23 protein-coding genes are annotated in these 19,917 nt (G+C 69.1%); 4 read left to right on the forward strand and 19 right to left on the reverse strand.

Annotated elements, in window-relative coordinates:
• Positions 1 to 22 precede the first annotated feature (22 nt).
• From AC4HOU_RS05680 to rpsB, 5 genes are all read right to left on the reverse strand, one after another.
• A complete protein-coding gene (locus AC4HOU_RS05680) occupies positions 23 to 997 on the reverse strand; it encodes a phosphatidate cytidylyltransferase (protein WP_228806314.1) in 975 nt (324 codons plus the stop codon).
• A 50-nt stretch (positions 998 to 1,047) separates the two neighbouring features.
• Positions 1,048 to 1,605 (reverse strand): ribosome recycling factor, encoded by a 558-nt coding sequence (gene frr, locus AC4HOU_RS05685; RefSeq protein ID WP_130917271.1) that lies wholly within the window; start codon positions 1,603 to 1,605, stop codon positions 1,048 to 1,050.
• Between the two features lie 51 nt (positions 1,606 to 1,656).
• Entirely contained in the window at positions 1,657 to 2,385 is a 729-nt protein-coding gene (gene pyrH, locus AC4HOU_RS05690) for a UMP kinase (RefSeq protein ID WP_036538330.1), read from the reverse strand.
• Between the two features lie 197 nt (positions 2,386 to 2,582).
• Positions 2,583 to 3,407 carry a translation elongation factor Ts gene (gene tsf, locus AC4HOU_RS05695; protein WP_163811684.1) on the reverse strand — a complete coding sequence of 275 codons (825 nt, stop codon included), beginning with the start codon at positions 3,405 to 3,407 and terminating at the stop codon, positions 2,583 to 2,585.
• Positions 3,408 to 3,506: 99 nt separating this feature from the next.
• The gene (gene rpsB / locus AC4HOU_RS05700) at positions 3,507 to 4,340 is read right to left on the reverse strand and encodes a 30S ribosomal protein S2 (protein WP_036538333.1); all 834 of its coding nucleotides are present in this window, start codon (positions 4,338 to 4,340) and stop codon (positions 3,507 to 3,509) included.
• A gap of 809 nt (positions 4,341 to 5,149) precedes the next feature.
• On the opposite strand from rpsB, the gene AC4HOU_RS05705 reads away from it, so the two are divergent.
• The 3 genes from AC4HOU_RS05705 to AC4HOU_RS05715 all read left to right on the forward strand — a co-directional run bounded on the left by AC4HOU_RS05705 (position 5,150) and on the right by AC4HOU_RS05715 (position 7,097).
• Positions 5,150 to 5,620 (forward strand): hypothetical protein, encoded by a 471-nt coding sequence (locus AC4HOU_RS05705; protein ID WP_195019711.1) that lies wholly within the window; start codon positions 5,150 to 5,152, stop codon positions 5,618 to 5,620.
• 435 nt (positions 5,621 to 6,055) lie between these two features.
• Complete coding sequence (locus tag AC4HOU_RS05710) at positions 6,056 to 6,574, forward strand: M23 family metallopeptidase (RefSeq protein ID WP_490724173.1); 519 nt, start codon at positions 6,056 to 6,058, stop codon at positions 6,572 to 6,574.
• A 7-nt stretch (positions 6,575 to 6,581) separates the two neighbouring features.
• A complete protein-coding gene (locus AC4HOU_RS05715; RefSeq protein WP_195019713.1) occupies positions 6,582 to 7,097 on the forward strand; it encodes a DUF1990 domain-containing protein in 516 nt (171 codons plus the stop codon).
• Between the two features lie 37 nt (positions 7,098 to 7,134).
• On the opposite strand, the gene AC4HOU_RS05720 is transcribed toward AC4HOU_RS05715, so the two are convergent.
• From AC4HOU_RS05720 to AC4HOU_RS05730, 3 genes are read right to left on the reverse strand one after another with little or no spacing between them, the layout of a single operon-like run.
• Complete coding sequence (locus tag AC4HOU_RS05720) at positions 7,135 to 7,443, reverse strand: DUF202 domain-containing protein (protein WP_163811675.1); 309 nt, start codon at positions 7,441 to 7,443, stop codon at positions 7,135 to 7,137.
• On the reverse strand, positions 7,440 to 7,805 hold the full coding sequence (locus tag AC4HOU_RS05725) for a YidH family protein (protein ID WP_195019714.1): 366 nt from the start codon (positions 7,803 to 7,805) through the stop codon (positions 7,440 to 7,442). Before AC4HOU_RS05725 ends, AC4HOU_RS05720 begins: the two co-directional genes overlap by 4 nt.
• 10 nt (positions 7,806 to 7,815) lie before the next feature.
• Positions 7,816 to 8,739 carry a tyrosine recombinase XerC gene (locus AC4HOU_RS05730; RefSeq protein ID WP_175585815.1) on the reverse strand — a complete coding sequence of 308 codons (924 nt, stop codon included), beginning with the start codon at positions 8,737 to 8,739 and terminating at the stop codon, positions 7,816 to 7,818.
• A gap of 189 nt (positions 8,740 to 8,928) precedes the next feature.
• Here AC4HOU_RS05730 and AC4HOU_RS05735 point away from each other — a divergent pair, with 189 nt between their 5' ends.
• Positions 8,929 to 9,195: a hypothetical protein gene (locus tag AC4HOU_RS05735; protein ID WP_195019715.1), complete on the forward strand. Its 267-nt coding sequence runs from the start codon at positions 8,929 to 8,931 to the stop codon at positions 9,193 to 9,195.
• A gap of 115 nt (positions 9,196 to 9,310) precedes the next feature.
• Here the strand turns inward: AC4HOU_RS05735 and dprA are convergent, their stop codons facing one another.
• From dprA to AC4HOU_RS05790, 11 genes are all read right to left on the reverse strand, one after another.
• A complete protein-coding gene (gene dprA / locus AC4HOU_RS05740) occupies positions 9,311 to 10,438 on the reverse strand; it encodes a DNA-processing protein DprA (RefSeq protein ID WP_490724252.1) in 1,128 nt (375 codons plus the stop codon).
• Positions 10,439 to 10,536: 98 nt separating this feature from the next.
• The gene (locus tag AC4HOU_RS05745; protein WP_195019716.1) at positions 10,537 to 12,045 is read right to left on the reverse strand and encodes a YifB family Mg chelatase-like AAA ATPase; all 1,509 of its coding nucleotides are present in this window, start codon (positions 12,043 to 12,045) and stop codon (positions 10,537 to 10,539) included.
• Complete coding sequence (locus tag AC4HOU_RS05750) at positions 12,045 to 12,401, reverse strand: YraN family protein (protein ID WP_195019717.1); 357 nt, start codon at positions 12,399 to 12,401, stop codon at positions 12,045 to 12,047. Before AC4HOU_RS05750 ends, AC4HOU_RS05745 begins: the two co-directional genes overlap by 1 nt.
• Positions 12,402 to 12,500: 99 nt before the next feature.
• The gene (locus AC4HOU_RS05755; RefSeq protein WP_011210678.1) at positions 12,501 to 12,806 is read right to left on the reverse strand and encodes a DUF2469 domain-containing protein; all 306 of its coding nucleotides are present in this window, start codon (positions 12,804 to 12,806) and stop codon (positions 12,501 to 12,503) included.
• Between the two features lie 43 nt (positions 12,807 to 12,849).
• Positions 12,850 to 13,647, reverse strand: coding sequence for a ribonuclease HII (locus AC4HOU_RS05760; protein ID WP_490724253.1), 798 nt, complete (start codon positions 13,645 to 13,647; stop codon positions 12,850 to 12,852).
• 76 nt (positions 13,648 to 13,723) lie between these two features.
• Entirely contained in the window at positions 13,724 to 14,521 is a 798-nt protein-coding gene (gene lepB, locus AC4HOU_RS05765) for a signal peptidase I (RefSeq protein ID WP_280212463.1), read from the reverse strand.
• Positions 14,522 to 14,635: 114 nt separating this feature from the next.
• Positions 14,636 to 14,977: a 50S ribosomal protein L19 gene (rplS, locus tag AC4HOU_RS05770; protein WP_163811665.1), complete on the reverse strand. Its 342-nt coding sequence runs from the start codon at positions 14,975 to 14,977 to the stop codon at positions 14,636 to 14,638.
• Positions 14,978 to 15,164: 187 nt separating this feature from the next.
• Positions 15,165 to 16,034, reverse strand: a complete 870-nt coding sequence (locus AC4HOU_RS05775) for a hypothetical protein (protein WP_163811663.1) — start codon at positions 16,032 to 16,034, stop codon at positions 15,165 to 15,167.
• 27 nt (positions 16,035 to 16,061) lie between these two features.
• Positions 16,062 to 18,458: a Tex family protein gene (locus AC4HOU_RS05780; protein ID WP_195007182.1), complete on the reverse strand. Its 2,397-nt coding sequence runs from the start codon at positions 18,456 to 18,458 to the stop codon at positions 16,062 to 16,064.
• Between the two features lie 143 nt (positions 18,459 to 18,601).
• Positions 18,602 to 18,973, reverse strand: a complete 372-nt coding sequence (locus tag AC4HOU_RS05785) for a VOC family protein (protein WP_036538351.1) — start codon at positions 18,971 to 18,973, stop codon at positions 18,602 to 18,604.
• Positions 18,974 to 19,052: 79 nt separating this feature from the next.
• Positions 19,053 to 19,910: a helix-turn-helix transcriptional regulator gene (locus AC4HOU_RS05790; RefSeq protein WP_490724174.1), complete on the reverse strand. Its 858-nt coding sequence runs from the start codon at positions 19,908 to 19,910 to the stop codon at positions 19,053 to 19,055.
• Positions 19,911 to 19,917 lie beyond the last annotated feature (7 nt).

Below are 19,917 nucleotides of genomic sequence, written 5' to 3' on the forward strand. Positions count from 1 at the left end.
CAGCCGCGGCGCCGCGCAGACCTCAGAGCAGGGTGCTGAGCACCAGCCACGACACGAACGCCGACGGCAGCATCGAGTCGAGCCGGTCCATGATGCCGCCGTGGCCCGGCAGCAACGTGCCCATGTCCTTGATGCCGAGCTCGCGTTTGATCTGCGATTCGATGAGATCACCGATGGTCGCCACCAGCACGAGGCCGATGCCGAGCACCACACCGATCATCGAGTTGGCGTCCAGCAGCAGCGTCACCGTCAGGAGACCGCCGATCACGCTGAACACCAGCGAGCCGCAGAAGCCCTCCCAGGATTTCTTCGGACTGATCGAGGGCACCATCGGATGCCTGCCGAACAGCACCCCGGCGACGTAGCCGCCGACGTCGGAGCAGACCACCAGGATCATGAACGTCAGCACCCGCAGGTTGCCGTCCGGCTCGAGCAGCAGCAGAACCGCGAACGCGGCGAGCAACGGAATCCAGGCGAGGGTGAAGATCGCGATCGAGGTGTCGCGCAGGAAGTTACGCGGGGCGGTGGTCAGGCCGTGGTCGAACAAACGCCACACCATGCACACCAGCGCCGTGGCCGCGAACGCTCCGGCGACCCCTTCCGGGCCGAACGGCCAGCCCAGCCAGAACACCGCTTGACCACCGGCGATCAACGGGATCCGGGGAACGAGCACGTCGGCCTCACGCAGCCGTTTGGCGACCTCCCAGGTGGCCACCGCGATCGCGGCGCCCGCCACCCCGATGAACACCTTCGGCACGAACAGCAGGATCGCGATCAGCGAGAGCCCGAGGCCGAAGCCGACGATCAAGGCCGCCGGTAGATTGCGACCGGCCCGCGACTTGGGCGCGGCCGGTTCCGGCGCCGGCGATTCGCGCACGCTCGGCGTCGCGTCCGCCGCACCGGCGGTAGCGGCGTCAAAGGGGCCGTCGTCCGGTGCCTGTTGTCCCGCCGCACCGGCCGCAGCGGTGTTCTCGGCCACGATTGTCCCGTCGCTCAACTCGTCGTTTCCGTTTCGTCCCCCGCCCGGGCGGGCCCGCCAGATCTGGGTCAGACCTCGAGCAGTTCGGCTTCCTTGTGCTTGACCAGCTCATCGACCTGGCCGACATATTTGGCGGTGGTCTTGTCGAGTTCCTTCTCGGCCCGCCCGACCTCGTCCTCGCCCGCCTCGCCATCCTTCTGGATGCGCCCGAGTTCTTCCATCGCCTTGCGACGCACGTTGCGGATCGCGACCTTGGCGTCCTCCCCCTTGGACTTGGCCTGCTTGACCATCTCGCGCCGGCGCTCCTCGGTGAGCTGCGGAATCGAGATCCGCAGGATGTCACCGTTGTTGGTCGGGTTCACGCCGAGATCGGAGTTGCGGATCGCGGTCTCGATCGCACCCAGCTGCGCCTGCTCGTAGGGCTTGATCACCACCATCCGGGGTTCCGGCACGGTGATACTCGACATCTGGGTGACCGGGGTAGGCGATCCGTAGTAGTCGACCAGCACCCGGGAGAACATGCCCGGATTCGCCCGACCGGTGCGGATGGTGCCGAGATCGTCCTTCGCCACCGAGACGGCCTTCTCCATCTTCTCCTCGGCGTCGAAGAGCGCTTCTTCAATCACGACCGTTTCCTCCACAGCGTCGTCATCGTCATGATCCGCGGGCTCGCGGAGTCAGGAACGAACCAATGTGCCGATCTTCTCACCGGCGACAGCCCGGGCGATATTGCCCTTGGTCAGCAAATTGAACACCAGGATCGGCATCTGGTTGTCCATGCACAGGCTGAACGCCGTGGCGTCGGCGACCTTCAGGTCGCGTTCGATCGCCTCTTTATGGGTGATCTCGGTGTACATCGTGGCCGCCGGATCGACCCGGGGGTCGGCGGTGAACACACCGTCGACGGCCTTGGCCATGAGCACCACGTCGGCGCCGATCTCGAGTGCGCGCTGTGCCGCGGTGGTGTCGGTGGAGAAGTACGGCATGCCCATACCGGCGCCGAAGATCACCACGCGGCCCTTCTCCAGGTGCCGTTTGGCGCGCAACGGCAGATAGGGCTCGGCGACCTGGCCCATGGTGATCGCGGTCTGCACTCGGGTGTCGATGCCCTGCTTCTGCAGGAAGTCCTGCAGCGCAAGGCTGTTCATGACGGTGCCGAGCATGCCCATGTAATCCGAGCGCGCCCGCTCCATGCCGCGCTCTTCCAGTTCGGCACCGCGGAAGAAGTTGCCACCACCGATCACCACGGCCACCTGCACGCCGGTCGCGACGATCTCGGCGATCTGCTCGGCCACTGTCTGGACGACGTCAGGATCGAGCCCCACCTTGCCGCCGCCGAACATCTCACCGCCGAGTTTCAGCAGTACCCGGCGATATCCTGGGCGGTCGGTCCCCGGGTCGGTCATCGGTCTGGGTCTCCTTCGGCGATCGGCATGTTCTCGGCTGGCGCCGGCCCGAGATCCGGGCACGGCGGCATCAGACAGTCGGCAACGCAGAGCGTCCCTATCCTGCCTTATTCGGTTGGAGCGGCAGCAGAAGGCCCCCCGTCGACCGGATGATCGGTGCGACGAGGGGCCTTCTCGCTCGTGTGGCGCGAGGGCTCTCAGCTCGCGCCGACCTCGAACCGGGCGAAGCGGGTCACGGTGACACCGGCCTCGTCCAGCAGGGCCTTGACGGTCTTCTTCGAATCGGTGACCGACGCCTGCTCGAGCAGGACGACATCCTTGAAGAAGCCGTTGACGCGGCCCTCGGTGATCTTCGGCAGCGCGGCCTCGGGCTTGCCTTCCTCGCGAGCGGTCTGCTCGGCGATGCGGCGCTCGTTCTCCACGATGTCGGCCGGAACCTCGTCGCGGGTCACGTACTTGGCCTTGAGGGCGGCGACCTGCATGGCGGCGGCGCGCGCGGCCTCGGCGGCGGCGTCACCGGAACCGGTGTACTCGACCAGCACGCCGACGGCAGGCGGCAGGTCAGAGGCACGCTTGTGCAGGTAGGTGGCGACCGGGCCGTCGAGGGAGACCACGCGGCGCAGCTCCAGCTTCTCGCCGATCTTGGCGGCCAGTTCCTGCACCGCGGCATCGACGGTCTTGCCGCCGAGGTCCAGCGCCTTCAGCGCCTCCAGGTCGGCCGGCTTGGCGGCCGCGGCGGCGGTGACGATCTGGTCGGCCAGGCCCTGGAACTCGGCGTTCTTGGCGACGAAGTCGGTCTCGGAGTTGATCTCGACCATGACGCCGTCCTTGGCGACGACCAGGCCCTCGGCGGTGGTGCGCTCGGCGCGCTTGCCGACGTCCTTGGCGCCCTTGATGCGCAGCAGCTCGACGGCCTTGTCGAAATCGCCGTCGGTCTCGGCCAGGGCGTTCTTGCAGTCCATCATCCCGGAGCCGGTCAGCTCCCGGAGCCGCTTCACGTCAGCGGCGGTGTAGTTCGCCATCGGGGGCGAGCCTCCTTCGAAAAGGTTAGGTACCGGGCAGTGGTGGCCACGATGGCAGTGCCAGGTGGCCACCACTGGAACAGCGGATGACGCCGAAACTCAGGCCTCGGCCGGGGTCTCGGTCTGAGCGGCCTCGGCAGCGGGAGCCTCGGCGGCGGGGGCGGCCTGCGCCAGCAGCTCCTGCTCCCACTCGGCCAGCGGCTCGCCCGCGCCCGCTTCGGGCTTGTCGTCACCGGCGGCGCGGCCGGCACGGGCCTGCACGCCCTCGGCGACGGCGGAGGCGACCACCTTGGTCAGCAGCGCGGCCGACCGGATCGCGTCGTCGTTACCCGGGATCGGGTAGTCGACCAGGTCGGGATCGCAGTTGGTGTCCAGGATCGCGATGACCGGGATGTTCAGCTTGCGGGCCTCGCCGACGGCGATGTGCTCCTTGTTGGTGTCGACGACCCAGATGGCCGAGGGCACCTTCTGCATGTCGCGGATACCGCCGAGGGTGCGGTCCAGCTTGTTCATCTCACGCGTGAGCATGAGGATTTCCTTCTTGGTGCGACCCTCGAAGCCACCGGTCTGCTCCATGGCCTCGAGCTCCTTGAGGCGCTGCAGGCGCTTGTGCACGGTGGAGAAGTTGGTCAGCATGCCGCCCAGCCAGCGCTGGTTGACGTAGGGCATCCCGACGCGAGTGGCCTCGGCCGCGATCGACTCCTGGGCCTGCTTCTTGGTGCCGACGAAGAGCACGGTGCCGCCGTGGGCGACGGTCTCCTTGACGAACTCGTAGGCCTTGTCGATGTAGGTCAGCGTCTGCTGCAGGTCGATGATGTAGATGCCGTTGCGGTCGGTGAAGATGAACCGCTTCATCTTCGGGTTCCAGCGGCGGGTCTGGTGCCCGAAGTGTGCGCCGCTGTCGAGCAGCTGCTTCATGGTTACGACAGCCATAGCTCCCGTATCTCTCTTTCGTTGCCGGTTGACGCAGCACGCCGGCGGCCTGCTGCCCTGGCGCCCCGAACCGCCGGACCCGATCTCGTGATCGGGACCAGCCGACGATTCCCCGTCCATTGCTGCGCTGGCGCGACCGGGCACACTTCTGATGAAGTGCGCACCGGATCGATCAGCGCCATACGAACGAGCACGGTGGCGCGCGAAGTCGGTCCATGGGAAACACAGACCGCGCGATCAGTCTACGGCGTGGATCACCACCATTGAAATCGCCCTGGTGGAAGAGGGTTTATCCACATCAACCGGGGTTGTCCACAAGGGGCGGCTCTGGGCTGTCCGGCGCGTCCTGCGCACGCCACTGTTGAGCCATGACACCGCCCTGTGATCCCTCGCCCACCCGATCGCTGCGGGCCTCCGAGCCGCGCGCCGCGGCGGCCCTGCCAGCCGGCGGCACTGCCCGACCGCCCCGCGACGCCACTCCGCCTATCAGCGGCACCACCCTGCCCACCGGCCACGCTCCCGCGCCACCCCACGAGGCCACCCAGCCAACCGGCGGCTCCACCCTGCCGCCCCGTGAATTTCCGCCCCTCCGATCCGTGCGGGCCTCCCAGCCCCGCGCAGCGGCCGCCCTGCCAACCAACAGCGCTGCACTACCGCCCCGCGACGCCACACCGCCTATTAGCGGCACCGCCCTGCCCACCGGCCACGCTCCCGCGCCACCCCACGACGCCACCCTGCCAACCGGCGGCGCCACCCTGCCAATCGGCCGCGCCACCCTGCCGCCCCGTGATTGCTCGCCCCTCCGATCGATGCGCGACTCCCGGCCGCGTGCCGCGGCCGCCCTGCCAACCAGCGGCAACGCCCGACCGCCCCGCGACGCCACTCTGCCGACCGGCGGTACCATCCTGCCCGCCGACCGCGCTGCCCTGCCGCCCCGCAACGGCACGCTGCCAGCCGGCGACTCCGCCCAGGCCGCCGACAACGCTGCCGTGGTCCCGGGCCGCGCAGGGCCCGGCAGCAGTGTGACCGCGGCCGGCTCGCGCGGCGCCAGTGGCATCCGAACGGTGCGCCGGCTGCTGTCGGGCCTGCTGCCGTTGGGGCTGTTGGTCGGGCTGTTCGTCGCGACAGCTCCCGACGGCGAGGTGGCCGCCGCGCCACGGCAGCGCCAACCCGAAGCGTGTGCGGTGCTCAGCAGCGGATCGGCCTGTGCGCTCGGGCCGTTGCTGCGCGGTTTGGCCCGCAACGCACCGCTGCCGCGCACGCCGTCCGGGTCGCGATGAGCGCAGATGACGCACAGGCAGGTGGACCGGAAACCACGCGCGTCGGTGATGAATCGGCCGCCGCCTTCGCGGGTACCAGCCGTGCGGACCCCGGTTCCTGGCACACGGCCGAACCCCCCGGTTCCGGCCGCGCGGCTGAGAGCCCCGATTACGACCACGCACCATGGCGCGCAGCCGATCGCCCGGCCGAGCATCCAGGTTCCAGCCGCGCGGCGACGCAGCACCCTCGATCCAGCTGCGCGACCCAGCGGCGCGGATCCGACCACGTGGCCGAGCACCTCCGATCCAGCCGGGCAGCCGAGCACTCCCGATCCAGCCGGGCGCCCCACCCAGGTGCCGGCCCCGTGGCCGAGCACCTTGGTTCCGGCCGCGCACCGGGGCACGCAGTCGGTCGAGCGAGGACGGACCCCGACGGTCGTCGGGAGGCTGGCTGCCTTGGTGCTGGTCGGGATATTGCTCGGTGCGGGTGGGCACGTTGCCGGGGCGGCGCCGGCCACCCGATTCGATTGGCCGTTGCGGCCGCGGCCGGCGGTGGAACGGCGATTCGAGAAGCCGCCGCAGAACTGGTTGCCCGGGCATCGCGGAGTAGATCTGGTGGGTTCGCCTGGGCAGGCGGTGCTCGCGGCGGGAGACGGGATCGTCGTTTTCGCGGGATCGGTGGCGGGGAAACCGGTGGTGTCGATCGATCATGCGGGCGGGCTGCGCACCACCTACGAACCGGTGACGGCCGAGGTGCCGGTCGGCCGCCGGGTGGGGCTGGGCAGTCGGATCGGGGTGCTGCAGGCCGGGCATGAAGGCTGCTCGGCCGCGGCTTGTCTGCACTGGGGGTTGCGTCGCGAGTCGACCGGCCGGGGAGGGCGCGAATACCTGGATCCGCTCGGACTGTTGCACCTGGGTCCACTTCGGTTGAAGCCGGTGCGTGACGCTTCCTCCCCGACCATCGACCGACCATGATCGAGGCATGCAGAACCCGGACGATCCGCCGTTCACCTACGCCGAGGTCGGTGCCACGCACGGCCCGCTTCCAGCCGGCTATCACCAGTTCTCGCTCCGCAGGCCCATCGGCCACGGCAGGGAGCTGTTCGAACGCGCAGGCGAGGCGATCAACGCCTATCGCATGCAGCGCGGAACCGGCATCTTCCACGCCGCGAGCACCCCGACCGCCGAACCGGGGACCCTGCTCACGGTGCGCCTGGGGATCGGCCCACTGGCCATCACCGCCCCCTGCCGCGTGGTCTATGTGCTGGACGAGCCCGACCGCCGCGGCTTCGCCTACGGCACCCTCCACGGCCACCCCGAGTGCGGGGAAGAACTGTTCGCCGTCGAATACGACCCCTCTGACGACAGCGTCTACGGCGTCGTCACGGCCTTCTCTCGCGGCGCCACCTGGTACACCCGCCTCGGTGGCCCCGTGGCCCGCGGCGTCCAACGCGTCATCGCCGGTAAATACATCGACGCACTGCCGAGCTCCGGGTAGCTGGGCCACAGCAGCGGGCGCGAGCCCTCGGCACTCGTCAGCGGATCGGGTGCGTCACGCCGATCAGCACCGTGACCAGCGCTGTGACAGCGGTCGAGAGCATCGCCAGCCGGACCGCGAGGGTGCCGTGCCGGTTGCGGCCGTGGCGCAGATCGTGGCTGCGCAGGGCACCCACCACGGCCAGCACGGCCATGGTGAGTGCGCCGGCGAGCGGGGCGATCGAGGTGGCGCGCCAGCCGTCGGCGATGGCGGCGTTCAGCAACAGCATCGTCACCGCCGTGGCGCCCAGTGCGCTGCGGCGCCACGCCAATGCGGTTCGCTCCGCGGCCAGGCCGGGTGGTGTCATCGCAGTAGCACCGCGACACTGGCGAGCAGCGCGATGGCGGTGATGCCGGCGGACAAAATCGGCACCATAACCGTGCCGGGCAGTGGGCCACCCCTGCGCATCGCCTCACCGACGCGCCGCCAATGGCCGTAGGCGCCGACCGCGAGCACGAGTGCCAGAGCAAGGCAGCACAGCACAATCGCACGCCGGAATCCCGCCACATGGAACGGCTGCACCAGGGTGTGCACGGCGACGCCGCCCGCGAGCAGGCCGAGCGAGGTGCGCATCCAGGCCAGGAAGGTTCGTTCGTTGGCGAGGGTGAATCGGTAGTCGATCTCCTCCTCGTCATCGTCGGATTCGGCATCCGGGTTCGGCAGGGTCATGGCGGCCCTCTCACGCGCGGGGATGTGCCTGGTCGTGCACCTTTTTCAACCGTTCGACGGAGACATGGGTGTAGAGCTGGGTGGTGGCCATGCTGGCGTGGCCGAGTAGTTCCTGGACCACGCGCAGATCCGCGCCGCCTTCGAGCAGGTGGGTGGCGGCGGTGTGCCGCAGGCCGTGCGGCGCCATGTCCGGTGCGCCGGGAATGGCCGAAATCACCTCGTGTACTGCGGTTCTGGCCTGGCGGGGGTCGAGGCGGCGGCCGCGCCGGCCCAGTAAGAGGGCGCGGCCGGATTCGGCGGTCGCGAGATCGGGGCGGCCGAAACGCAGCCAGTTGCCGATCGCATCGTCGGCCGGGGCGCCGAAGGGGGCCGAGCGTTCTTTGTTGCCCTTGCCCAGGACTCGCACGAGCCGGCGTTCCCGATCCACATCATCGATATCGAGCCCGCAGAGCTCACTGACCCGTATTCCGGTGGAATACAGCAACTCGACGATGAGCCGGTCCCGCAGGGCCATCGGATCACGCTGTACCGCACCCGATTCCGCTGCGTCCATCACTGCGGCGGCCTGCTGTTTGCCCAGTACGGCCGGAAGGACGCGATGTGCCTTTGGGGAACCGAGCCGCAATCCGGGGTCGACACCCAACCGTCCGGTCCTGGTGAGCCAGGCCGTGAAGGTGCGAGCCGATGACGAGCGGCGAGCCATCGTGGTCCTGGCGGCACCCGCGGCGGACTGTGCTGCCAGCCACGAGCGCAACAACGCCAGATCCAGTTCCCGCACCGACGAATCCGACGAGCGCGCCACCAGATGCGTCAGCAAGGACCGCGCGTCGGCGACATAGGCGCGCACGGTGTGTGGCGAACGATTGCTTCCCAGCCGGAGATTGCGCCCATATTCGGCCAGCAATTCCTCCAGGTCCTCGGGCAGCGCATCCATCGCTCCACCGTCACCCGCGACACCGGTGTTGGCAAGTCGGCGCGCCGCCGCCCCGCTCACAACCCGTTTTGCCTGTTCGAGGTATCGGCCTACCACGCTTCGGGTGTCCGGACTGCGAAGATTGCCCGGTTCGATCAGTCGATTCACCGATGCTCACAGAAGGGACACCCCGTGCGTCATATCGCAACTGTGTGTGCTGTCGCAGGAACACTGATCCTCACCGCCGCCGGAACCGCCTCCGGTGCCGAGGGAGTCCTCGTCATCAACGGCACCGAGCATGAAAATCCCACCGGCTGCGTCGAGGTACACGAGCAGCCCGCCCGGTTCCACATGATCAACGACACCGACTCCCTGGCGGTCGTCTATGTCGATGCCGGCTGCAACGGCGAGATCACCGCTGAGGTGGATCCCGCCACGGACGCCGACGTCTACGGCTCCTCGGTCCGGATGGAATGAGGCCGGCTCGCCGGTGTCGTACCGGCGAGCACATGGTGGCGGTGTTCCCGGTCATCCCGGGCCCGGAACACCGCCACATCCGGTGCGCCGGGTGTATCCGGCCGAGCACCTGAGTTCACCTGATTCCCGGCGGCTGCTCGGACCCGACCCGGTACCACCCCTCTCCCCCGACTCCGACCAACCCGGACAGCTCCAGCTCGGCCAGCACCGCCCGTACCGTGGCCACCGGCAGCGCGGTGCTGGTGGCCAGCTCGTGCGGTACGCGTGAACCGGCGGCCGGTAGCGCGGCGTATACCAGTTGCTGGTCGCCGGCGAGTTGGTCACCGGCGTCGACGGCGGCCGTGATCGGTAACGACAGGCGCAGGGGCCCTGCCTCATCGATGACGTCTTCGGGCCCCGTGACCAGCACGGCCTCGCCCTCGCGGATCATCCGGTGACAGCCCACCGAGGACGCCGAGGTGATCGGCCCGGGAACCGCCAGCGCTGGACGCCCCAGGCGCCGAGCCCATTTGACGGTATTGCGGGCGCCGCTGCGCAGCCCGGCTTCGACCACCAGCACACCGTCGGCCAGCGACGCCACCAGCCGGTTGCGCGCCAGGAACTGGTGCTTGCGTGCGACGGTGCCGGGCGGATATTCGCTGATCACCAACCCGGTTTCGGCGATCTGAGTGATGAGGCGTGAATGCTGAACCGGGTACGCGCGGTCGATCCCGCAGGCCAATACCGCGATGGTGGACCCGCCGGCCGCCAGCGCGGCCCGATGGGCCATCGCGTCGATGCCGAACGCCGCACCGGACACGATCGTCCACCCTCGGCAGGCGAGCTCGCCTGCGATCTCCGCGGTGGCGCGATCACCGTAGCCGGTACTGCATCGGGCTCCGACCACCGCGAGCGCCTGTTCGCTGGCGCCGAGAAGCGAAAGCGGGCCGCGCACCCACAGCGCCAGCGGCACCGCACCATCGACGTCCCTTCCCGGTTCGAGCTGTTGTAGCCCCAGCAGCCGCCACGCGGGCCATTCCGGATCCTCTGGAGTGACCACGCGACCGCCGAGCGCCCGGATGCGTTCGAGATCTTCGGCGGCCCGATCGACCCCACGTCGAGCCGCTGTCGCCGCACGCAGCACCTGCGGTAACCGGCATTCCCGCACCGCCCGCGCCGCTTCCACCACACCCACCGAATCGATCAGCGCCGTCAACGGCGCGCACGGTCCCTGGACCACCCGCGACAGGTAGATCCATGCCAGCAGCCGTTGCTCGGACTCATCGCGGCCGTCCTGCCCGAGCACGGCAGCCCGGGCTGCCACCGCGATCTCGTCGCCGGGCCGGCCGGAGCGTGCCGCGGTCACTGCGCACCACGCTGCCGGAAGTTCAACGCCTGCATGACGTCTTGCGCATTCGGTACGTCGCCACCACGTAGATCGCAGATTGTCCACGCCACCCGGATGGCCCGGTCCGCGCCACGCGCGGACAGCCGCCCCATCCGCAACCCCGCCTCCACCGGTGCCGTGACATCGGACGGTAACCGAAACCGTTGCCGCAGTACATGTCCGGGCACCTCGGCGTTGGTGAGCCACCCGAATTCCCGCCAGCGGTGCGCGGCGGCCCGGCGCGCGACCGTCACCCGTTCGCGGACCGTCGCGCTGCTCTCGGATTCCTCCGCGCCGAAGGTGCCACCGGCCATCCCGTACATCTGCACCCAGATATCGATCCGATCCATCAACGGCCCGGACAGCTTGCCCAGGTAGCGACGCCGGGCCAGGGGCGCGCAGATGCAGTCGACGTCACGCGCCGGCGCACACGGACACGGGTTCGCCGCCAGCATCAGCTGAAACCGGGCCGGATACCGTGCGACACCGTCGCGGCGGGCGATGCGCACCTCGCCCTCCTCCAGCGGAGTCCGCATCGCTTCGAGCACCTTCGTGCCGATCTCGGCGCATTCGTCGAGGAACAGCACCCCGCGATGGGCTCGGCTCACCGCACCGGGCCTGGCCGAACCCGACCCGCCACCGACCATCGCCGTCGCGGAGGTGGAGTGGTGCGGAGCGACGAACGGCGGCATGGTGATCAGCGGATGGTCGCCGGACAGTGTGCCAGCGACGGAGTGGATCGCGGTCACCTCGAGGGCTTCGGCCTCCGACAGCGGCGGCAGCAATCCCGGCAGCCGCTGCGCGAGCATCGTTTTGCCGATGCCCGGCGGCCCGGTCAACAGGATGTGATGCCCGCCCGCAGCGGCCACCTCCAACGCCCAGCGTGCCTCGTGCTGGCCGACGACCTCGCTGAGATCGCCGTTGGCCCGCGGCTGCTCGGGCAGATCGCGGTCGGGCTCGGTCAGGACGGCTTCGCCACGCAGCCAGGCCAGTGCGCATCGCAGCGTCGCAGCTCCGAGCACCTCGATGCCGTCGACCAGACCGGCTTCCGGCAGGGCGGCCTCCGGCACCACCACCGTCGCCCATCCCGCTTTCCTGGCGGCGAGCACCGCGGGCAGGATGCCGCGCACCCGCCGGATGCGCCCGTCCAGGGCCAGTTCGCCCAGCAGCACGGTGTGGTCGAGCTTCTTGGACGGGATGGCATCGGAGGCGTCCATGACGGCCGCGGCCAAGGCCAGGTCGTACACCGAGCCGACCTTCGGCAGCGTCGCGGGCGACAGCGCGAGGATCACCCGCCCGTCGGGCCATTTCTCACCGGAGTTGGCGACCGCCGCTCGCACCCTGTCGCGCGATTCCTGCAGCGAGGTGTCGGGCAATCCGACCAGGTGTACCGACGGCAGCCCCTGACCGATGTCGGCCTCGATCTCCACCAGCTGGCCGTCCACGCCGCTCACCGCGACCGAGCAGGCCCGCCCGAGCGCCATCAGAACACCGCTTTCAGGTGGTCGATCACCGGTGCGCGCTCATGGGAGACCAGGACCGAAACCACGTCGAAGCGGATGCGTTGCCAGGGACCGTCCTGTTCGGACAGCCACAGCAGCGCCAGCCTGCGGATGCGTTGCCGTTTGGTGAAGGTCACCGCCTCGGCGGGTGTGCCGAAGCCGAGCCCGGCTCTGGTTTTCACCTCGATGAACGCCGTGACGTCGCCTTCGCGGGCGATCACGTCCAGTTCGCCGTAGCGGCAACGCCAGTTCCGGCAGATGATGTCCATGCCCGCGGCTTCCAGGAATCGTGCCGCCAGGTCTTCCCCGTGTGCGCCGAGCGCCAAGTTGTGTGCCACCCGGTCAGCATGCGGTGCCGGCCGTCCCGCGCCGGACCGCTCACCTGGGGAAACAGAAACCCTGGGGATAACCCGGGCCTGTGGATAACTACGGCAGCGCTACTCCGGCAACCGCAGATCCGGCTTCTCCAGCTCCTCGATATTGACGTCCTTGAAGGTGATCACGCGGACGTGCTTGACGAAGCGGGCGGGCCGGTACATGTCCCAGACCCAGGCATCGCTCATCCTGACCTCGAAATACACCTCGCCGTCGGCGTTCTGCGGTCGCAATTCCACGGAATTGGCCAGGTAGAAGCGACGCTCCGTCTCCACCACGTACGAGAACTGCCCGACGATGTCCTTGTACTCGCGGTACAGGGACAGCTCCATCTCGGTTTCGTACTTCTCGAGGTCCTCGGCGCTCATCGGGTGGGACGTCCTCCTTCTCGCGGCACTGCGTGTCCTGACATCATCGCGTATGTAACGCTTCGGTAGCCAGTCGGTCGGACGTGACCTGATCCACGATGACCGAACCGGAGGACACCACCACCTCGTGCCGCACCGGCCTCCCGCCCGCCCCCGCGGGCTCGTGCTCGCGCACATTGCGCCATGATCGCCGGTGTTCGGCACACGGCCCGAGCTGCCGCAACGCGGCATTGTGCTCGGGCGTGTTGTAGCCCTTGTGGGCGGCGAAACCGTAGCCGGGCAGCCGCTGATCCAGCTCGACCATCATCCGGTCGCGCGTGACCTTGGCGAGCACGCTGGCAGCTGCGATGCAGGCCGCGGTGGCGTCACCACCCACCACCGGCAGCGACGGCACCGGGATGCCGGGCACCCGGAATCCGTCGGTGAGCACATAGCCGGGGGTGCGGCCGAGTCCGGCGACCGCGCGGCGCATGCCCTCGAGGTTGGCGACGTGGATGCCGATCGCGTCGATCTCCCAGGCCGGGATGACCACCACATGCCAGGCCAGCGCCAGCCGGGTGATCACCGGGTACAGCTCCTCGCGGGCCGCCTCGGTGAGTTTCTTCGAATCATCGAGACCGGCCAGCGCGTCATGAGCCTTGGGGGACAACATGCACGCCCCGACCACCAGCGGCCCGGCGCTCGGACCGCGTCCGGCCTCGTCGACGCCGGCGACCGGCCCGAGACCGCTGCGGTTCAGGGCCGCCTCGAGGGTGCGCAGCCCACCGGCCTTACGCATGACCACCCGCGGCGGCCAGCTGACACGCTCCACACTCGGCAGGCGACGCTCGGATCGGGCCATCGGCGTCACCGCCGCCCAGTCGTGCAGGTCGAACCGGTCCACACAGCCCACAGACCGATTATCGCGCGAACAGCCATCAGTTGGTTTGCGGATCCTGCGCTCGGACCGGGCCGATACGCCCGGGCGGCCAGATCTTGAACACTGCCTTGCCGCGGACGTTGTCCACCGGCACGGTGCCCTGGAGTTCGTCGCCGACGTGAGCGCGGGAATCGGCGGATTCGTTGCGGTTGTCGCCCATCACCCACAGGTGCCCCTCGGGCACGGTGACCGGGCCGAACACCCGCCCCACCGGGTAGGAGGCGTTCTTCTCGCCCTGGACCCACGGGAAATCGTCCTCGACGTAGGGCTCGTCGAGCGGTTTACCGTCGACCATCACCCGGCCTTGCGGATCGCAGCATTCGACCGTCTGGCCGCCGACCGCGATCACCCGCTTGACCAGGTCGTTCTCGTCGGGCGGGACGAGGCCGAAGAAGGAGAAGAAGTTCTGCACGCCGCGCATTACCGGATTGTCCGAGCGGATGGAGCGGTAGTGGGTGTTCCAGGAGTCGGGGCCGACGAACACGACGACGTCACCGGGCTCGGGCTCGCCCCAGTAGTAGCTGAGTTTCTGCACGTAGATGCGGTCACCGGTGCAGCCGGTGCAGCCGTGCAGGGTGGGTTCCATCGACTGCGACGGGATGACGTACGGGCGTCCGACGAACGTCACCATCAGTGCGGCGATTACAGCGGCGATGACCAGCAGGATCGGCAGTTCCTGCCAGAAGGGCCGCTGTTTCTTGTCCTTGCGTCCGCGTCGGTCACGCCGTGCGCGACGCCCCTGCGGTTGCCCGTCGTCTGCACCGGGCACGGTCACCGGCCCACTCTCGTCTGCCACGCCGAACAGATTAGCCCGGCACCGCGAGAATGCGTGCGGTGCCGGGCTATCCGGGTATTTCTGTGCGCTACCACCGCTCCGGGCGGGACCGGGATAGCGGCGCGGAGCAGCAGCTCAGCGCTTTTCCTTGATCTTGGCGGCCTTGCCACGCAGGTCGCGCAGGTAGTACAGCTTGGCGCGGCGGACATCACCACGGGTCACCACGTCGATGTGGTCGATGTTGGGGCTGTGCACCGGGAAGGTGCGCTCCACGCCGACACCGAACGACACCTTGCGGACGGTGAAGGTCTCGCGGATACCGCCACCCTGGCGCCGGATGACGACGCCCTTGAAGACCTGGATGCGCTCCTTCGAGCCTTCGATGACCTTCACGTGCACATTGAGGGTGTCACCGGGCCGGAACTCGGGGACATCGGTGCGCAGCGACTTCTCGTCGACGAAGTCAAGGGTGTTCATGTTCATCCTTCTGGAGTTCGCGCGAACAGAGGAACCTGGCGGCACGTGCTCTACCGGTTCATGCTCCGAATAAGGGGTGCGCCGGGGCAGATATCGCCCAGGGCAACCTGTGCATTGTGCCAGATGAGCGCGGCGGGCCGGAAATCGGCCGGTGCTCCCCGGCTGCACCACACCCTACCCGCCCCGTTCAGCGCGGCGTGTCGTGCTCGTGCGACCACAGCGCGTGATGACGATGCGGCGCCGGTGGTGCGGGAACGACGGTGCGCTGCAGTTCCGCCTCGGCGGCCGAGCGCACATGTTCGACGTCGGGTTTGCCCGCCACCAGATCCTGAACGAAGATCTTGGCCCGGATCACCGGACGCCGGTAACGCCGTTCCCGCACGATGGCCCGGTACATGAGCCTGCGCCGGTCGCCGTAGCGCCACCGTGCCCAGGGCGCGCCCGGCCGGCTCAACCGCAGCGCACCCACGACCAGCAGCGGCAGGAAGAACATGCCGAACAGCCCGGTCCAGATCTTGCCCTTGGCGATCACGATGGCGGCCAGGATCAGGTTGACCACCGCGAACACCACCACCAGCGCCCGCGCCGCGACGCTGGGGTCGTGGCGGAAATCGTTGATGTCGAGCAGCCACAGCGGGTGGAAACCGAGCAGCAGCAGTCCGGTCACGGCCAGCGCGACGAACACCGCGTCGACCGAGGTGCGGCCCTGCTCTTCCCAGTACACATCGCGCAAGTAGTAGATCAACGCGAATTCGTCGAGCACCAGCGCCGCGCCCACCCCGAAGAGGGCCGCCAGCAACGCGCCGGTCGCGCTGCTGCCGTCGTCGAAGGTGCTGATCATCCCGATACCCGAGGTCAGCACCAGGATGACGCCGAACACCATGTGATGGATGTGGGTGTCGCCCGCACGCAGATTGCCCGGCCACCAGCGCACCTGGGCCCGGATCAGCCGCACGCTGACCCGGATCACCAGGAAGCCGAGGATGAAACCGAGCAGGAAGCACAGCAGCGGGAGCCTGCCCTGTGCGATCACATCGTCGTCGAGCCATCGCCGCATGCCTGCCCCCGCTCCCGTCTTCGGCCGCTACTTTCCGAAACCGGCCCGGCGCAGCGCGTCGGCCATGGCGCCGTTGGCCGGTGCGGCCTCGCGGCGCTGCCCCTGACGCCCCTGGCCCTGCCCCTGCCCTTGACGCCCCTTGCCTTGACCTCGGTTCTGCCCCTGACGGTTCTGGCCTTGGCCGCGGTTACCGCCCTGGCCACGCCCCTGCGCGGACTGCCCATCGGCGCCACCGCGACCACGTTCGCCCGGACCGCGACCGCGTTCGGGCTTACCCGCACCGGGCTCGTCATCCAGCCGCAGCGAGAGCCCGATGCGCTGACGGGCGACATCGACCTCGAGCACCTTCACCTTGACCACGTCCCCCGATTTCACGACCTCGCGCGGATCTTTCACGAAATTGTGCGACATGGCCGAAACATGCACCAGACCATCTTGATGCACGCCGACGTCGACGAACGCGCCGAAGGCCGCGACATTGGTGACCACGCCCTCGAGCACCATGCCCGGCTCCAGATCGGCGACCTTCTCCACGCCCGCGGCGAATTCGGCGGTCTTGAACTCCGGGCGCGGGTCGCGGCCGGGCTTCTCCAGCTCGCTGATGATGTCGGTGACGGTGGGAACACCGAAGCGCTCATCGGTGAACTCGGCCGGGCGCAGCGCGCGCAGCGTGCTGGTGTTGCCGATGATCTCGGTGATGGGGCGGCCGGTGCTGGTGAGGATCCGCCGCACCACCGGATAGGCCTCCGGGTGTACGGCGGAGTTGTCGAGCGGGTCGTCGCCGTCACGGATGCGCAGGAAGCCCGCGCACTGCTCGAACGCCTTCGGCCCCAGGCGCGCCACGTCCAGCAGCGCGCTGCGGCTGCGGAAGGGGCCGTGCTGATCGCGGTGCGCCACAATGCTCTCGGCCAGTGATCCGGCGATGCCGGAGACCCGTGACAGCAGCGGCACCGAGGCGGTGTTCACGTCGACGCCCACGGCGTTCACGGCGTCTTCGACGACGGCGCCGAGCGAGCGGGCCAGCAACGTCTCGGAGACGTCGTGCTGGTACTGGCCGACACCGATCGACTTCGGGTCGATCTTCACCAGTTCGGCCAGCGGATCCTGCAGCCTGCGCGCGATCGACACCGCACCGCGCAGCGACACATCCAGGTCGGGCAGCTCCTGGGAGGCGTAGGCCGAGGCCGAGTACACCGAGGCGCCCGCCTCCGAGACCACGATCTTGGTCGGCTTGTTCTCCGGGATACGGGAGATGAGTTCGGCGGCGAGGGCGTCGGTTTCCCTGGAGGCGGTGCCGTTGCCGATGGCGATCAGTTCCACTCCGAACCGCGCGACCAGCGCGGCGAGCACCGCCAGCGACTTCTCGGTCTGGCCTTGCGGTTTGTGCGGGTAGATGACCTCGGTGGCGACCACCTTGCCGGTGCCGTCGACCACGGCCACCTTCACACCGGTGCGGTAGCCGGGGTCGAGGCCCATCGTGGTGCGGGTGCCCGCGGGCGCGGCGAGCAGCAGATCGCGCAGGTTGGCGGCGAAGACCTCGACGGCGTCCTTCTCGGCCGACTGCCGCAGCCGCATCCTGGTGTCGATGCCGAGGCTGACCTGGAGCTTGGTGCGCCAGGCCCAGCGCACGGTGTCCAGCAGCCAGCTGTCGGCGGGGCGGCCCTCATCGGCGATGCCGAAGCGCACCGCGATGCGGCCCTCGTAGATGGTGCGCTCGCCCGGCTGCGGCTCCTCGGTGTCGGGTTCGAGGTGCAGGGTGAGCACCTCTTCCTTCTCACCGCGCAGCAGCGCGAGGATGCGGTGCGAGGGCAGCTTGCCGAACGGCTCGCTGAACTCGAAGTAGTCGGCGAATTTGGCGCCAGCCTCCTCCTTGCCGGCCCGTACGGTGGAGCGGATCTGGCCGCGCTGCCACATGAGTTCGCGCAGCTCACCGACCAGATCGGCATCTTCGGCGAAGCGTTCGACCAGGATGGCGCGCGCACCGTCGAGCTGTTCGGCGGTGTACTGGGCCGGGTCGGTGGTCGGGTCGCCGATCAGCGCGTCGGCGACGGGTTCGTGACCGGCTTCGCGGGCGATCTGGGCCTTGGTGCGCCGCTTGGGCTTGTAGGGCAGGTAGATGTCCTCGAGGCGGGCCTTGGTTTCGGCCAGCATGATCTGGCGGTGCAGTTCGTCGTCGAGTTTGCCCTGCGCGCGAATCGATTCCACGATCGCGGCCCGGCGCTCGTCGAGTTCGCGCAGGTAGTGCAGCCGCTCCTCGAGCGTGCGCAGCTGGGCGTCGTCCAGCCCGCCGGTGACTTCCTTGCGGTAGCGGGCGATGAACGGGACGGTCGAGCCGGCGTCGAGCAGTTCGACGGCGGCACGGACCTGATTCTCGCGCACCGCCAGCTCGTCGGCGATCCGACGGCTGACGGTAGCGGACACCACCGGGCCTGCCCCAGTGGCTGTGGTCTGGTCGGTGCGGGTCGTCGTCTCGGGACTCGAGGTCTCAGGCGCTGTCGTCACGACCCGCACACTACCGTCGCCGGGCGACAGGTGACCGGCGCCGGGGCCGTCGTACCGCACTCGGCCTATTCGGGCGGCGTCACCGTGGTGATGCAGAACGGGTGGCCCGAGGGATCGAGCAGCACCCGCCACCGGTCGCCCGGCTGCATGGGCGCCACGCTGGCACCCAATTCCACAGCGCGATCGACACATTCGTCGAGATCGCGCTCATCGTCGGCGGCCAGGTCCAGGTGCACGATCGAGGAGCCGGGCCAGGCCGGGCGCTGATGGTCGGGGACGCGGTGCGCGATGAGCGCGAGCCCTGACGAGATCCGCACCCCCACACTGCTTTCCTTGCGCCACAGCGTCTTTCCGCCGAGCAGATCCAGGTAGAACTGGGCAAGGGTTTCGGGGTCGGCACTGTCGAGGGACAGTCCGACTACTCGCAACGGCGGCACGGCGGTGAGTATAGAGGCGAGGCGGGCAGTGTCCCGCATGTGGGCCGGGCGGTGCGGAGAACGCGAATTCCGCGGCGGCTCAGGGGATCAGACCGAGGCGGCGGGCGGTCACGACGGCCTCGTGCCTGGAGTGGGCATCGAGCTTGTTCATGGCGCTGCGCAGATAGCTCTTGACCGTCTCCGGACCGACGGAAATGCGCTGGGCCACCTCCTGGTTGGAGCAGCCGAGCGCGACCTGGATCAGCACGTCGAGTTCGCGGCGCGACAGTTTCGGCGCGTCCGGAGCGGGCCCGCCGGACAGCGCCCTTGTCAACCGGGCGCCCACGGCATGCAGCCGGTCGCGCAGTTTCTGGTCGGCCGCCGAATGCGCGATATCACGCAGTTCGGCGTGGATATCGCGCAACTCTTCGACGACGACGCCGGTGCCGGCCTGCGCCGGGGCCGAGGCGGCCGCCAGCAGTCGCAGCCGCCGGTCCACCTCATCGCGGATGGTGATCTCGGTGGCGAGCCTGCGTCCGGCCTGCAACAGCGCGTCCGCGGTGCGGTCGCCGAGAGCTCCGTTGCCGCGGGTGGCCGCGTACAGCACCGCGCGCGGGTTGTCGTCGACCACCACGGGGACGGCGACGACCGAACGGATGCCTTCGCTCATCACCGGCCCGTCGTAGTGATGGGTGATGGTCGGCGCGTTGCGGTAGTCGGCGACCAGTCCCGGCCGCCCCGAGTCCATCACCTGCCCGCCGAGCCCGGAGGTCCGCAGCACCGACAGCCCGCGCAGGCCGTTGGTGCGAACACCGAAGAATTCGCTCAGCAGCAGCGTGTCGGCGTGCACCTCGCCGCCGAACAGCACCGGAACCCCGGTCACGCTCGCGACCCGCCGGATCTCGGCGCGCAGTGCGTCGCCGTCGCGCGGGCGCAGCAGCGGTGACGGGTCGGTCATGGTGGTC

This window comes from Nocardia sp. JCM 38205 (assembly GCF_058222935.1).